General features: G+C 74.3%; 13 protein-coding genes and 2 pseudogenes. 5 read left to right on the top strand and 10 right to left on the bottom strand.

Annotated elements, in window-relative coordinates:
- Window positions 1–20 precede the first annotated feature (20 nt).
- From QUE40_RS12835 to deoC, 6 genes and pseudogenes are all read right to left on the bottom strand, one after another.
- Window positions 21–713 carry a DUF4129 domain-containing protein gene (locus QUE40_RS12835; protein WP_289231216.1) on the bottom strand — a complete coding sequence of 231 codons (693 nt, stop codon included), beginning with the start codon at window positions 711–713 and terminating at the stop codon, window positions 21–23.
- A 1-nt stretch (window position 714) separates the two neighbouring features.
- Window positions 715–2,010: a DUF7847 domain-containing protein gene (locus QUE40_RS12830; protein WP_289231215.1), complete on the bottom strand. Its 1,296-nt coding sequence runs from the start codon at window positions 2,008–2,010 to the stop codon at window positions 715–717.
- An 8-nt stretch (window positions 2,011–2,018) separates the two neighbouring features.
- Window positions 2,019–2,639 (bottom strand): uridine kinase family protein, encoded by a 621-nt coding sequence (locus QUE40_RS12825; protein WP_289231214.1) that lies wholly within the window; start codon window positions 2,637–2,639, stop codon window positions 2,019–2,021.
- Window positions 2,636–3,523 (bottom strand): aldehyde dehydrogenase family protein, encoded by an 888-nt coding sequence (locus tag QUE40_RS12820; RefSeq protein ID WP_289231213.1) that lies wholly within the window; start codon window positions 3,521–3,523, stop codon window positions 2,636–2,638. The genes QUE40_RS12825 and QUE40_RS12820 overlap by 4 nt, the downstream gene beginning before the upstream one ends.
- Window positions 3,523–4,975: pseudogene (locus QUE40_RS12815) on the bottom strand (aldehyde dehydrogenase family protein). Before QUE40_RS12815 ends, QUE40_RS12820 begins: the two are co-directional and overlap by 1 nt.
- A gap of 14 nt (window positions 4,976–4,989) precedes the next feature.
- The gene (gene deoC / locus QUE40_RS12810; protein ID WP_142005985.1) at window positions 4,990–5,955 is read right to left on the bottom strand and encodes a deoxyribose-phosphate aldolase; all 966 of its coding nucleotides are present in this window, start codon (window positions 5,953–5,955) and stop codon (window positions 4,990–4,992) included.
- A gap of 18 nt (window positions 5,956–5,973) precedes the next feature.
- Between deoC and QUE40_RS12805 the strand changes: the two genes are divergently transcribed.
- Window positions 5,974–6,615, top strand: a complete 642-nt coding sequence (locus tag QUE40_RS12805) for a PH domain-containing protein (protein WP_142005983.1) — start codon at window positions 5,974–5,976, stop codon at window positions 6,613–6,615.
- A 98-nt stretch (window positions 6,616–6,713) separates the two neighbouring features.
- Here the strand turns inward: QUE40_RS12805 and mobA are convergent, their stop codons facing one another.
- A complete protein-coding gene (mobA, locus tag QUE40_RS12800) occupies window positions 6,714–7,355 on the bottom strand; it encodes a molybdenum cofactor guanylyltransferase (RefSeq protein WP_289231212.1) in 642 nt (213 codons plus the stop codon).
- 218 nt (window positions 7,356–7,573) lie between these two features.
- On the opposite strand from mobA, the gene fdhD reads away from it, so the two are divergent.
- Complete coding sequence (gene fdhD / locus QUE40_RS12795) at window positions 7,574–8,464, top strand: formate dehydrogenase accessory sulfurtransferase FdhD (protein WP_289231211.1); 891 nt, start codon at window positions 7,574–7,576, stop codon at window positions 8,462–8,464.
- Between the two features lie 336 nt (window positions 8,465–8,800).
- Here the strand turns inward: fdhD and QUE40_RS12790 are convergent, their stop codons facing one another.
- On the bottom strand, window positions 8,801–9,019 hold the full coding sequence (locus QUE40_RS12790) for a hypothetical protein (protein ID WP_289231210.1): 219 nt from the start codon (window positions 9,017–9,019) through the stop codon (window positions 8,801–8,803).
- Window positions 9,016–9,471 carry a hypothetical protein gene (locus QUE40_RS12785; protein WP_289231209.1) on the bottom strand — a complete coding sequence of 152 codons (456 nt, stop codon included), beginning with the start codon at window positions 9,469–9,471 and terminating at the stop codon, window positions 9,016–9,018. The genes QUE40_RS12790 and QUE40_RS12785 overlap by 4 nt, the downstream gene beginning before the upstream one ends.
- Between QUE40_RS12785 and QUE40_RS12780 the strand changes: the two genes are divergently transcribed.
- Complete coding sequence (locus QUE40_RS12780) at window positions 9,462–10,277, top strand: hypothetical protein (RefSeq protein WP_289231208.1); 816 nt, start codon at window positions 9,462–9,464, stop codon at window positions 10,275–10,277. The two genes, QUE40_RS12785 and QUE40_RS12780, sit on opposite strands and share 10 nt — an antisense overlap.
- Here QUE40_RS12780 and QUE40_RS12775 read toward each other — a convergent pair.
- Complete coding sequence (locus QUE40_RS12775; protein ID WP_289231207.1) at window positions 10,244–10,984, bottom strand: GntR family transcriptional regulator; 741 nt, start codon at window positions 10,982–10,984, stop codon at window positions 10,244–10,246. The two genes, QUE40_RS12780 and QUE40_RS12775, sit on opposite strands and share 34 nt — an antisense overlap.
- Window positions 10,985–11,131: 147 nt before the next feature.
- Between QUE40_RS12775 and QUE40_RS12770 the strand changes: the two genes are divergently transcribed.
- On the top strand, window positions 11,132–12,136 hold the full coding sequence (locus tag QUE40_RS12770) for a Gfo/Idh/MocA family protein (RefSeq protein ID WP_289231206.1): 1,005 nt from the start codon (window positions 11,132–11,134) through the stop codon (window positions 12,134–12,136).
- Between the two features lie 101 nt (window positions 12,137–12,237).
- Window positions 12,238–12,861 (top strand): annotated as a pseudogene (locus QUE40_RS12765) (TIM barrel protein); the annotation flags it as partial.
- Window positions 12,862–13,098 lie beyond the last annotated feature (237 nt).

Here is a 13,098-nt window from a genome sequence, read left to right as displayed (position 1 = left end):
GGCCTGCAGGTCGGTGGCGGTCACCTCGCCCACCGCCCGGGCGCGACGAGGCCGTCGCCCTCGGCGTGCGCGGCGTGGTGCTGGGGCCGGGCGCGCGCGATCGCCTGGTCCAGCTCGCGCATGGTGCTGGCTTCGGGCTCGCCGGCGACCCGCCCGCCGTAGCGCACGTCGTCGAACCGGTCGCCCGCAGCCACCAGCGCCGCGCGCTCGCCGGGGAAGAACGGGCCGAGCGCACGCACCAGCTCGTGGGCGGTGCGGCCGGGCTGGTCGTCGAGCAGCGCCCGCTCGTCACCGGAGCGCGCGATCGCGCGGAACCAGTCGAGCAGCGCCGCCGAGTGGTCGCCGCGCGCCTCGGCCGCGCGGGCCCGGGCGCGATACTCCTCGGCGGTCAGACTCTCCTCGCCGAGGACCGAGCCCTCGACGGCGCTCTGGCGAGCGGCGCGCGGCCCGCCGCGCAGACGTACGACCACGAGGACGGCGAGGATCACGAGCGCGGCCGCGAGCAGCAGCAGGAGCAGCCGGCCGACGAAGTCCGAGCCCTGCCCGGCGAGGCCCTCGAGCCGCTCGTTCACCCAGCGCTGGAGGCGGTCCAGGACCGAGCCCTCGGTGTCGTACGCCAGCTTGCCCAGCTCCTCGCGCAGCAACCGGCGGCCCTCCTCGGCCGAGGGGTCGAGCGGCGGGTCGGAGACCAGGCCGGGCAGCCAGCGGGCCATCTCAGGCGGACTCGGCGTCCTGCTGCCGCGCGGCCGCCATCAGGGTGACGTCGAGCGCCTCCTTGCGGATGCGCTGGTCGAGATAGAGCAGGCTGGTGACGCCGGCGGTGAACGGGGTGGTGAGCGTCATGATCACCATGCTGACCAGCAGCGACGCCACGGTGCTGCCCACGCTCGCGCTCGTCCCGCCGGCGGTGAAGGCGGCCAGCCCGATGAAGATGCCCGCGAAGCCGAGCAGCATCACGCTGATGATGAGCACCAGCACCGTGGCGAGCAGCGAGATGCCGAAGATGCGCCACCACTGGTCGCGGGTCAGCGCCCACGACCGCTTGAGCGCCGTGATCGGGCCCTGCCGCTCCAGCACCGTGATCGCGCTGGCGAACAGCAGCTTGACGTAGAGGAAGACCAGCACCGGGATCACCGCGAGGACCAGCAGGAACCCGACGATGACGCCCACCTCGGGGCTCGCGCCGTAGCCGATGCCGATGGCGAGCGCGATCACCAGCATCAGCGGCAAGAACACGATCAGGATCTGCAGGATGTTCACGCCGATCAGGGCGAGCAGCCGGCCCTTGACGCGCGACCACGCCTGCCCGATCGACATCCGCCGCCCGAGCACCGCGTCGGCGACGACGACGGTGAGCATGCCCGACAGCGCGATGCCGCCGAGGTTCTGCAGCCAGCTGGAGCCCTGCTGGTTCAGCACCAGCAGCAGCTCGCGCAACCCGTCCTCGCCGGGGTCGACCTGACCGAGCCCGAGCGTGAGCGCAAGGCCGGGCAGGGTGAACACGATCGCGACCAGCAGCGCCAGCCCGAGGGTCGCGCCGGGGTTGCCGCGGATGGTGCGCACCGCGCCCTCGAACACGTCGGACAGGGTCAGCGGCCGCAGCGGGATCACCCCGGGCCGGGCGGCGAGCGTCGGCGCGCCGGGGAAGCCGGGGCCGTACGGCGGCTGGCCGTAGGGCTGCTGGCCGTAGGGCTGCTGGCCGTACTGGCCCGGCGGGACGTAGCCCTGGCCGTACTGGCCGTACGGCTGCTGGCCGTACGGCTGCTGGCCGTACTGACCCGGCGGGACGTACCCCTGGCCGTACTGCTGCTGGTCATGGCCGGGTGGCGGGGCCTGGCCGGACGTGTACGTGCCCATCGGGCCGAAGGTGAACTGCCCGTACGTCAGCCCGGGCGGGGCGGCGTGCCTGTCCTGCTGCTCCGGCTGGCCGGAGTCGGGCGCGGCCCAGCCGGCCTCGTCACCCCCGGGGGCCGCCGGCCGGTCCGGCGACCGGTTGTCGTCGTTGCTCACCGCGTCCCTCACCCTGCGTCGGTCTGAGGCTCGACCCTAACGGTGCCGAGCGCTCGTTCGACCTCGCGGGGTGAAGCCGGTCGGGCGCCGAGCCGCGCCTGCTCGGCGACGATGCCGCGCTCGGCGGCCCGCAGCCGCAGCCCGCGGCGCAGCAGCACCCACGGCGGCTTGCGCCGCTCGGACAGGTCGCGGGCGAGCCGGCGGGCGAAGGTCACCCAGGCGCCCTGGCGCACGCAGTACGCCGCGTGCAGCAGTCCCCGCTCGCGCAGCGGGACGATGACGTCGGCAGCGAAGATGCCCTCGGCGACCACGCAGGGCGCGCCGTCGGTGCGCACCTCGGTGGTGCCGGTCGCGCGCGAGGTGGCGATGTCGTACGTCGGGACGGCGACCGTGCCCGTGCGGCACAGCGTGTCGAGCGCCTCGACTGCCGCCTCGAGGCGGAAGGAGCGCACGTCGTCCCAGTCGGGGATGCCGAGCGTGCTCATCGGCAGCGTCGGGTCGTCGCCGTCCTTGTAGAAGTCGTCGAGCCGGACGACCGGCCAGCCGTGGGCCTCCCGCAGCCGGCGCGCGAGGCGGCTCTTGCCCGCTCCGCTGGGCCCGGAGAGCAGGACGACCCGTGCCGTGCTCACCGGCCCTTGGGGTGCCAGACGGTCTTCGTCTCGAGGAAGGCGCGCAGCCGCCCGAGGCCCGGATCGAGCGTCCAGTCGGGCTCGACCGCGGCGGCGCCGGAGCCGGCCGGGCGCAGCACCCGCTTGAGGTTGTCGGCGGCGGCCCGCTCGAGGTCGGCCCAGTCGACGTCGGTCGCGTCGGCAGCACCGGTGAGGTCGATGGCGTTGACGTCGCGGTGCGAGGCGAGCCACGGGGCGGTCTCGGCGGTGCGGCCGGACAGCAGGTTGACCACGCCGCCGGGCACGTCGGACGTCGCGAGCACCTCGCCGAGCGAGATGGCCGGCAGCGGCCGCTGCTCGCTCGTGAGCACCACGACGGTGTTGCCGGTGACGATCGCCGGGGCGATCACCGACACCAGCCCGAGCAACGAGCTGCCTTGCGGCGCAAGGATTCCCACGACCCCGGTCGGCTCGGGCGCGGTGATGTCGAAGTAGGGACCGGCGACCGGGTTGAGGGTGCCGACGACCTGGGTGACCTTGTCGGACCACCCGGCGTACCAGACCCAGCGGTCGATCGCGGCGTCGACGGCGGCGCGGGCGCGCGCGACGGTCAGCCCCTCGGCCGCCTGCACCTCGGCGACGAACTGGTCGCGGCGGCCCTCGAGCAGCTCGCCGACGCGATAGAGCACCTGGCCGCGGTTGTACGCCGTCGCGCCTGCCCACCCCGGCTGCGCCGCGCGCGCCTTGACGACCGCGTCGCGCACGTCCTTGCGCGAGCCCTGCGCGGCGTTGGCGAGGAAGCGACCCTTGGCGTCGAGCACCTCGTAGGAGCGGCCGGACTCGCTGCGCGGGAAGGCGCCGCCGACATACAGCTTGTAGGTCTTGCGCACGTCGAGGCGGGGCATCACAGGTCTCCTTCACCGTCGGCGAGGTAGGCCGCCAGGCCGTGCACGCCACCCTCGCGGCCGTAGCCGCTCTCCTTGTAGCCGCCGAACGGCGAGGTGGGGTCGAACCGGTTGAACGTGTTGGCCCAGACGACGCCGGCCCGCAGCTGGTCGGCCATCCACAGGCTGCGCGAGCCCTTCTCGGTCCACACACCCGCCGACAGGCCGTACGGCGTGTTGTTGGCCTTGGCCACCGCCTCCTGGGGAGTGCGGAAGGTCAGCACCGACAGCACCGGCCCGAAGATCTCCTCGGTGGCGATGCGGTCGGTCTGCGACACGTCGGTGAAAACCGTTGGGGCGAACCAGAATCCGCGGTCCGGCAGCTCGCACGGGGAGACCAGCGGGTGCCGCCGTCGGCCTCGCCGGCGGCGGTCAGCTCGACGATGCGGTCGAGCTGCTCCGCCGAGTTGATCGCGCCGATGTCGGTGTTCTTGTCGAGCGGGTCGCCCAGGCGCAGCGTGCTCATCCGGCGCTGCAACCGGCGTACGACCTCGTCGGCGACCGACTCCTGCACCAGCAGCCGCGACCCGGCGCAGCACACGTGGCCCTGGTTGAAGAAGATCCCGTTGACGATGCCCTCGACCGCCTGGTCGATCGGCGCGTCGTCGAAGACGATGTTCGCGGCCTTGCCGCCGAGCTCGAGGGTGACCCGCTTGCGGGTGCCGGCGACCGCGCGGGCGATGGCCTTGCCGACCTCGGTCGAGCCGGTGAAGGCGACCTTGTCGACGCCGTCGTGCTCGACGAGGGCGCGGCCGGTGTCGCCCGCGCCGGTGACGATGTTGACGACGCCGGGCGGCAGGTCGGCCTGCTGGCAGATCTCGGCGAACAGCAGCGCGGTGAGCGGCGTCGTCTCGGCCGGCTTCAGCACTACCGTGTTGCCGGTCGCGAGCGCGGGCGCGATCTTCCAGGCGAGCATGAGCAGCGGGAAGTTCCACGGGATGACCTGGCCCGCGACGCCGAGGGAGCGGGGTCGGGGCCGAGCCCCGCGTGCTCGAGCTTGTCGGCCCAGCCCGCGTGGTAGAAGAAGTGCGCCGCGGCGGTCGGCACGTCGACGTCGCGCGACTCCTTGATCGGCTTGCCGTTGTCGAGCGTCTCGAGCACGGCCAGCTCGCGCGCCCGCTCCTGCATGATGCGCGCGATGCGGTAGACGTACTTCGCGCGCTCGCTGCCCGGCATCCGGCTCCACACGCGGGTGTACGCCGTCCGCGCCGCACGCACGGCCGCGTCGACGTCGGACGCGTCGGCCGCGGCCACCTCGGCCAGCGGCTCCTCGGTGGCGGGGTTGATGCTCTTGAACGACGCCCCGTGCCCGTCGACGAACTCGCCGTTCACGAACAGGCCGTACGACGGCTGCAGCGAGACGACCGAGCGCGACTCCGGCGCGGGGGCGTAGTCGAACTTCTTGGGTGTCATGGCGGGGCGGGCTCTCAGTCGATCGTGACGTAGTCGGGGCCGGAGTAGGCGCCGGTGGCGAGCTTCTGGCGCTGCAGCTGCAGGTCGCCGAGCAGGCTGGAGGCGCCGAAGCGGAACCAGTCGGGGTCGAGCCAGTCGTCGCCGGCGACCTCGCTGACCATCACGAGGTACTTCACGGCGTCCTTGGTGGTGCGGATGCCGCCGGCCGGCTTGACCCCGACCATCTCGCCGGTGAGCTCGCGCCAGTCGCGCACCGCCTCCAGCATGATCAGGGTGACCGGCAGGGTCGCCGCGGGCTGCACCTTGCCGGTGGAGGTCTTGATGAAGTCGGCGCCCGCGAGCATGGCGAGCCACGAGGCCCGCCGCACGTTGTCGTACGTCACGAGCTCGCCGGTCTCCAGGATCACCTTCAGGTGCGCCTCGCCGCACGCCTCCTTGACCGCGACGATCTCGTCGAACACGTCGCGGTATCGGCCGCTCAGGAACGCTCCCCGGTCGATGACCATGTCGATCTCGTCGGCGCCGGCGGCGACCGCGTCGGAGGTGTCGAGCAGCTTGACCGGCAGGCTCGCCCGGCCCGAGGGGAACGCGGTCGCGACCGCGGCGACGTGGATGTCGGTGCCGGCGAGGGCGTCCTTGGCGACGCCGACCATGTCGTTGTAGACGCAGACCGCCGCGACGTGCGGGGTGCTCGGGTCGAGCGGGTCGGGGCGGGCGGCCTTGGCGCACAGCGAGCGGACCTTGCCCTCGGTGTCGGCGCCCTCGAGCGTGGTGAGGTCGATCATCGAGATCGCCGTGTCGATCGCCCAGGCCTTGGCCGTCGTCTTGACCGAGCGGGTGCCGAGCGCGGCGGCGCGGGCCTCGCACCCGACCTGGTCGACCCCGGGCAGCCCGTGCAGCCAGGTGGTCAGAGCCGCGTTGGTCAGAGCCGACACCCCGAGGATGTCCCGCGCCCGCGACGTTGCAGAGGATGCGCTCACCGGGGCAGCCTAGCGGGCATGCCCCCACGCGATCCCGCCCAACCCGAGCCCGTCGTACGCACCTTCCGGCAGGGATCGGGCCTCGCCGCCGGCGGGGTGATCGCGGTGCTCTCGGTGGTCTTCCTGGTGCTCTACCTGGTCGGTGACCGCTCGCGCGGGCCCGAGCCAGCGATCTGGGCGGTGGTGGTGCTGCTGGTGGTCTGGGCGGTGCTGCTGCGCCCGTCGGTGCGGCTCAGCGAGCACGGCGTGACGCTGCGCAACGTGCTGCGCGACGTGCACCTGACCTGGCCGGCGATCGACCTGGTCGAGGCGCGCTGGGCGCTGACGCTGGTCACGCCCGACGGCGAGGCCTACTCCGCCTGGGCCATCTCGGCGCAGCGCCCCAAGCGGGCCCCCGGCCCGGCCTCGTCCGGCGGCCGGATCAACCCGATGCAGACGCTGTCCGGCGCGCTCGACCCGAGCCGCGAGCTGATCGACCGGGAGGCCTCGGCCGGCCGGGTCGGCGAGGAGATCCGGCGCACGGTCGACCAGTACGCCCTCGCCGTCTCCCGCGGCGACATGGCCGAGCAGGAGGTGCGCGTGGACGTCCGCCCCGCCGTCACGGGCGTCGTCGCCGTCGCCCTCGCCGTGGCGCTGGCGGTGTTCGCGGTGCTGGCGTGAGGGTGAGCGTGAGGTAGGGCGCGGCCGGGCGGCGTGGCCGGGCGGGCGTGGCCGGGCGGCGTGGCCGGGCGCCCGCCCGCTGCAGCGCGGTTATAGCGCTACGACTCCGCTGCAGTGCGGTCAGAGCGCTGTAACTGCGTTTCAGCGCGTCCGGGTGGGGCGGGCGTCGGGGCGGAGGCGGTACAGGTCTGCGGGGGTGTCGAAGTCGGCGGCGCGGTCGTCGGGGGTGTGCTGCGCTCGAGGTGCAGGTCGCCGAGGAGGTGGCGCAGCGCGCGGTCGGTGGGGTCGCCGAGCCGGTCGGCGGCGCGCAGCAGCGGGCCGCGGCGGTAGCGCCCCAGCAGCCACTGCGGGCGGCCCTCGTGCACCAGCAGCACGCCGTCGGCGTCGGGGGCGACGTCGTGCGCGAGCAGCGTGCGCACGGCCTCGGCGACGCGCGGGGTGTCGCAGCCGAGCAGCAGCACCCAGCCGTCGTCGGTCTGCGGACCCGGCACCGCGCGCAGGCCGGCGAGGACGCCTGCGGCGGGTCCGGCGTACGCCGGGCGCTCGCGGGTGCGCACCACCGGCCCGGCGACGGGCAGCTCGGGGTCGGCCACCACCACGACGTGCCGCGGGTCGACGAGGCGGGCCGCGGCGACGGTGCGGTCGACCATGGTCACGCCGTCGAGGGCGAGGCGGGCCTTGTCGCTGCCGAAGCGCGACGAGCGCCCACCCGCGAGAACGATCGCGTCGACAGCGGTCACGCACCCACGGTAGGTCGCGGCTGCAGCTACCACCGACCATCTCCGACGCTGCAGTGAACAAGGTCTCGGCGACGATGCCGGGAGGTGCGCAGCGAAGCAAGCTCCTCCCGGAGGAGGAGCTGAGACAGAAGAAAAGGAGGTGCCGGGAGGTGCGCAGCGAAGCAAGCTCCTCCCGGAGGAGGAGCTGAGACAAGAGATGAACTGAGACAATAGGAAACATGTCACGTCTGTCGGTGGACCGCAGGGTGCTTCGGGTCGGGCCCACGGGGGCGCGGGAGCGGCCCGACCGGCTCGCGGTCGAGGAGCCGCTGGAGCTGCGGATCAACGGCACCGCGGCGACGGTCACGATGCGCACGCCCGGGCACGACATCGAGCTGGCGCTGGGCTTCCTCGCGGGCGAGGGGATCATCGCCGGCCCCGAGGACGTGGTGAACGCCCGGCACTGCGCGGACACGACGACGTACAACATCATCGACGTGACGCTGGCGCGCGAGTTCGAGCGGGACACCGTGGTGCGCTCGTTTGCGACCACGAGCGCGTGCGGCGTGTGCGGCAAGGAGAGCATCGAGGACGTGCGGGTCGGTGGGGCGTTCGTGCTCGCCGACGACGCTGCGCGCATCGGGGTCGGCACGCTGCTCGCGCTGCCCGATCTGCTGCGGGAGCGTCAGCGCACGTTCGACCGCACGGGCGGGCTGCACGCGGCGGCGCTGTTCGACACCGAGGGCCGGCTGCTGGTCGTGCGCGAGGACGTCGGTCGGCACAACGCCGTCGACAAGGTCGTGGGCTGGGCGCTCGCCAACGGGCACCGGCCGGGGCGCGGGTTGGTGCTGCAGGTGAGCGGGCGCGCGTCGTTCGAGCTGGTGCAGAAGGCCTACCTCGCCGGCATCCCGATGCTGTCGGCCGTGTCGGCGCCGAGCTCCCTCGCGGTCGACCTCGCGCGCGACGTCGACCTGACGCTCGCGGGGTTCGTACGCGGCGACAGCCTCAACCTCTACAGCCGCCCCGAGCGGGTCGAGCTGGGGGAGACCCTGGCGAAGGACATCACCGCCGACGAGGTCGCGACGCTGCCGGCCGAGGCGCACGACCACGCCCCGGCGGAGGTCCGCTGAGGGGTGCGGTGGGGCGCACGGTTCGGCGGAGGACCGCGAGAGCGTACGCACAGGCCCGCGGAGGTCCGCTGAGGGGTGCGGGCCGGACCCGCGCACGCGGAGGTCCGCCGGGGGTGCGGTGGGGCGCACGGTTCGGCGGAGGACCGCGAGCGCGTACCCACGGGCCGGCGGAGGTCCGCTGAGGGGTGCGGGCCGGACCCGCGCACGCGCCGGCGGAGGTCCGCTGAGGGGTGCGGTGGGGCGCACGGTTCGGCGGAGGACCGCGAGGGCGTACGCACGGGCCCGCGGAGGTCCGCTGAGGGGTGCTCGGCTCGAGCGCCGAGCCCGAGCCGATTGTCAGGCGGCGGGTGCGCTTGCGCTCCACCGACGTACGACCTCGCCGGCTCCGAGCCCGCCGTCCTCGACGACCTTCGCGGACCTCCCACCGGCGGTCGACTCCAGCTCGACCGTGCGGTAGCGGCGGCCGTCGTCGGTGCACGGGCTCTCGGGGCGGGACTGCTCGAGGAACACCACCCGCGCGGTGCCGCGCCAGGCGGCCGAGCGGGCGGTGGTCATCGCGGGGGCGAGCGCCGCGCCGTCGGGGCCGAGGCACTCGCCCTCGGGCAGCGCGACGGTGAGCCGGGGAGGGTGCCCGGCGTCGACTGCGGCCCCGACCCGGACGTCGCGTTGCGCCAGGCCACGGCCCCGCCGCTCTCCTGCGCGCGGCTGATGACCGGGCCGACGGTGCGCAGGTCGTCCAGCGTGCCGAGGAACGCGCCGCTCGCGGAGATCGACGCCCCCGGTGGCAGCGGCGGGTCGAGCGCCCGGATCGCGCGCTCGGCCACCGGGAGCAGGTCGGCCCGGTCGCCGGTCCACCGGCCGCCGACCTGCACGAACGCCCGGTCGGTCGAGATCCGGTCGACCGGCAGCCCGTCGCGCTCCAGGTCGTCGGCGGCCGCGAGCGCGGGGCGGGGTCGCCCGAGCCGTTCAGCTGGAACTCGCCGCCGCGGGTGCGCACGTGCACCCACCGCGGCACCGGGTCGGCCGCCGTCGCCGCGCGCCGCACGGTCTGGGCGACCGGGGCGAGGCCGGCGCGGTCGGTGCGGGCCTCCACCTCGAGCCGCTTCTCGCCGCCGATCTCCAGCTCGCGGATCTGGCCCTGCCCGGACAGCAGCTGCTGCAGCATCGTCAGCTGCGACCGGGCCGGGTCCTCGATGCGCACCTGCCGATAGGGCTTGCCGTCGTCGTTTCGCCCCTGGACCTGCACCGCGTCGACCCGCAGCTTCCGGTCGAGCACCAGCCGCAGGCTGTCGATCGCGGTCTGCAGGGGAGTGCGGTCGGTCGGCGCCACGGTCACGTCGGACCCGGAGATCATCGTCGCGCGCCCGGTCGGCAGCGCGGCCAGCGCCAGCAGGGTCTCGGTGGCGTCGTCGGGCAGATAGCCACCGACGTAGATCTCGGCGGAGCCGACGCGCACCAGCACCCGACGTACGACGTCGTCGGCCGACAGCTGCGACGCGCGGCTGATCACGGCCCGGGTCTGGTCGCTGCTGGCGCCCGGGGCGAGCTGGGCCAGGATGTGCCGCTCGCCGCCGCGCTCCATGGTGCGCGCGGACTGCACCCCGGCGAGGTCGGCGAGGGCGTCGGCCGCGCGCTCGGCGCGGAAGGCGGCGGAGGTGCTCCAGCGCCAGACGCCGAAGCCGGCGAGCAGCGCGAGCACCGTGATCAGCGCGATCCAGGCTCGGCGGCTCATGGCGGCCACGCTAGTGCGGCGGCGACCGGCGGGCGGGGGCGTGCCGCTCAGCGGTCGTCGATGGTGACGTCGATGGTGTAGCTGTCGGCGCGATAGATGTGGTCGCCGAGCTCGACCGGCAGCCCGCGCGCGTCGAACGCCGCCCGCCGCATCGTGAGCACCGGGTCGGCCGGGCCGAGCCCGAGCAGCCGTCGCTCGGCCGCGCTGGGCCGGCGGGCGCCGATGGTCTGGTGCGCGACGACCGGCACGACGCCGCGCTCGCGCAGCACCTCGTAGAGCCCGTGCTCGGCGAGCCGGCTCTCGTCGACGTCGCGCATCGTCGCAGCGGGCAGCCAGTTGCTCATCAGCGCGAACGGCTGCTCCCCGGTGAGCCGCAGCCGGCGCAGGTGCACCAGCTCGGCGTCGGGCGGCAGGTCCAGCGCGGCCGCGACCTCCTCGTCGGCGCCGGGCTCGAGCTGCAGCACGCGGGTCGTGGGCGCCTCGCCGGCCCGCAGCAGGTCGTCGTGCAGGCTGCTGAGCTCGGCCTTGCGGTGGATCTGCCGGTTGGCCACGGTCGTGCCCGAGCCGCGGCGCCGCAGCAGCAGCCCCTGGGAGACCAGCTCGTGGATCGCGCGGCGCACGGTCGGCCGGGACAGGCCGAGCCGGGTGGCCAGCGCGACCTCGTTCTCGAACGGGTCGCCCGGCTGCAGCCGCCCGTCGCGGATCGCCGCGCGCAGCTGGTCGGCGAGCTGTTGGTAGAGCGGCTCGGGCGCGCTGCGGTCGAGCTCGACGGACAGCTCGACGGCCATCGTCATCACCCCTTCCGCTCCCGACTGCAAATGTTAGGACATTTTCTTGACAGGCTCTCGGGAGAGAGTAAGGCTGGACGCTGTCGGGGTGGTGGGTCATTCCGGCAGTTGCCGTGAAATCGCCTGCCAGAGAACGGGATTCAGCACATGCGCATCGGTCTCGCCGGCGTGGGGCGCATCGGCGCCTTCCACGCCCGCACCCTGCTCGGCCTCGACTTCGTCGACGAGCTGGTCATCACGGACGCCGACCCGGCGGCGGCCGAGCGGGTCGCCGGCGAGCTGGGCGTACGCCGGGTGCCGAGTGTCGAGGACCTGCTCGCTCTCCCCGTCGACGCCCTGGTCATCGCCAGCGCGACGCCGAGCCACGCCGACCTGCTGCGCCAGGGGATCGCGGCGGGGGTCCCGACGTTCTGCGAGAAGCCGGTGGCCGGCACGCTCGAGGAGACCCTCGAGCTGGCGCGGCTCGAGGCCGCCTCGGACGTGCCGGTGCACATCGGCTTCCAGCGCCGCTTCGACACGGGCTATCGCCGCATCCGCGACGCGATCGCGGCCGGCGACCTGGGGTTCGTGCACACCATCCGCGCCAACACCCACGACCAGACCCCGCCGCACGCGAGCTACATCCCCACCAGCGGCGGGATCTTCCGCGACTGCAACGTGCACGACTTCGACGCGATCCGGTTCGTGACCGGGCGCGAGGTGACGACGGCGTACGCCGTGGGCAGCAACAAGGGCGAGCCGTTCTTCTCCGAGGCGGGCGACGTCGACAGCGGCGCGGCGCTGCTGACCCTCGACGACGGCACGTCGTGCCTGGTCTCATCGACCCGCTACAACGGCTCCGGCCACGACGTGCGCATGGAGGCCATGGGCAGCGCCGCGACGCTCACCGCGGGTCTGGACGACTCGCTCGCCATGCGTTCGGCGGAGGAGGGCGTCGCCTTCCCGCCCGGGCCCGCGCGCGCCACGTTCATGGACCGCTTCCAGCCGGCCTACGTCGCCGAGCTCACCGCCTTCGCCGGTGTCGCGCGCGGCGACCAGCCCTCCCCGTGCACCGTGCGCGACGCGCTGCAGGCGTTCCGCGCGGCCGAGGCGTGCGACCGCTCGCGGCGCGAGGGGCGCATGGTCGCGCTGTCGGAGGTGGCGGACCTGTGACGGCCGTCGCCGCGCGCGTCGCCGGCGCTCCGATCTCGTGGGGCGTCTGCGAGGTGCCGGGGTGGGGGCGCCAGCTCGACCCGGCCACCGTGCTGGAGCAGATGCGCGAGGTCGGCCTCACCGCCACCGAGCTCGGCCCCACCGGCTTCCTCCCCGACGCGCCCAGCGACAAGGCGGCCACGCTCGCGACGTACGGCCTCGCCGCCGTCGCGCAGTTCGCGCCCGTCGTGCTGCACGACCCGGCGGTCGACCCCGTGCCGCAGGTCGAGAAGGTCATCGACGGCCTGATCGCTTGTGGCGCAACGACTCTCGTGCTCGCGGCGGCGACGGGCGTCGACGGCTACGAGCTGCGCCCGACGCTCGACGACGCCGGCTGGGCGACGCTGCTGGGCAACCTCGACCGGCTCGCCGACCGGGCCGCCGAGCGGGGCGTCGTCGCGACGCTGCACCCGCACGTCGGCACCCTGGTCGAGAGCGGCGACGACACCGACCGGGTGCTCGCCGGGTCGCGCATCGGCCTCACGCTCGACACCGGGCACCTGCTGATCGGTGGCGGCGACCCGGTGCGGGTGGCCGTCGAGCACCCCGACCGGATCACCCACGTGCACCTCAAGGACGTCTCGCTCGCGCTGGCCCGGCGCGTGCAGGCGGGCGAGCTGGGCTATCGCGACGCCGTCGAGCAGGGGCTCTACGTGCCGCTCGGCGACGGCGACGTCGATCTCGCAGCGATCGTGAAATCGCTTCAGGCGCAGGGTTATTCGGGGTGGTACGTCCTCGAGCAGGACCGGGTGCTCGGCGCGGCTGGGGCGGAGGGCTCCGGGGAGTGGGCGCCGGCGGCGCCGACGCGGAGCCCGGCGAGGACGTACGGCGCAGCGTGGCGCACCTGCTGTCGCTGGTCGACGGCCCGGCGTCCGGCACCGGCGAGGCCGCGCCGTGAGCGCGGACCGGTTCGACCTCGTCGC

Source organism: Barrientosiimonas endolithica, from assembly GCF_030296655.1.
Classification (GTDB): domain Bacteria; phylum Actinomycetota; class Actinomycetes; order Actinomycetales; family Dermatophilaceae; genus Barrientosiimonas; species Barrientosiimonas humi.
Note: the sequence above shows the minus strand (reverse complement) of the source record. Positions and strands in the feature narration are given on the sequence as shown.

Bases quoted from the DNA above. Each gene is read 5' to 3' on its own strand.
- QUE40_RS12835 (WP_289231216.1), bottom strand. From the start codon at position 713: ATGGCCCGCTGGCTGCCCGGCCTGGTCTCCGACCCGCCGCTCGACCCC.
- QUE40_RS12820 (WP_289231213.1), bottom strand. From the start codon at position 3,523: ATGCCCCGCCTCGACGTGCGCAAGACCTACAAGCTGTATGTCGGCGGC.
- QUE40_RS12805 (WP_142005983.1), top strand. From the start codon at position 5,974: ATGCCCCCACGCGATCCCGCCCAACCCGAGCCCGTCGTACGCACCTTC.
- fdhD (WP_289231211.1), top strand. From the start codon at position 7,574: ATGTCACGTCTGTCGGTGGACCGCAGGGTGCTTCGGGTCGGGCCCACG.
- QUE40_RS12790 (WP_289231210.1), bottom strand. From the start codon at position 9,019: ATGACCACCGCCCGCTCGGCCGCCTGGCGCGGCACCGCGCGGGTGGTG.
- QUE40_RS12775 (WP_289231207.1), bottom strand. From the start codon at position 10,984: ATGGCCGTCGAGCTGTCCGTCGAGCTCGACCGCAGCGCGCCCGAGCCG.
- QUE40_RS12770 (WP_289231206.1), top strand. From the start codon at position 11,132: ATGCGCATCGGTCTCGCCGGCGTGGGGCGCATCGGCGCCTTCCACGCC.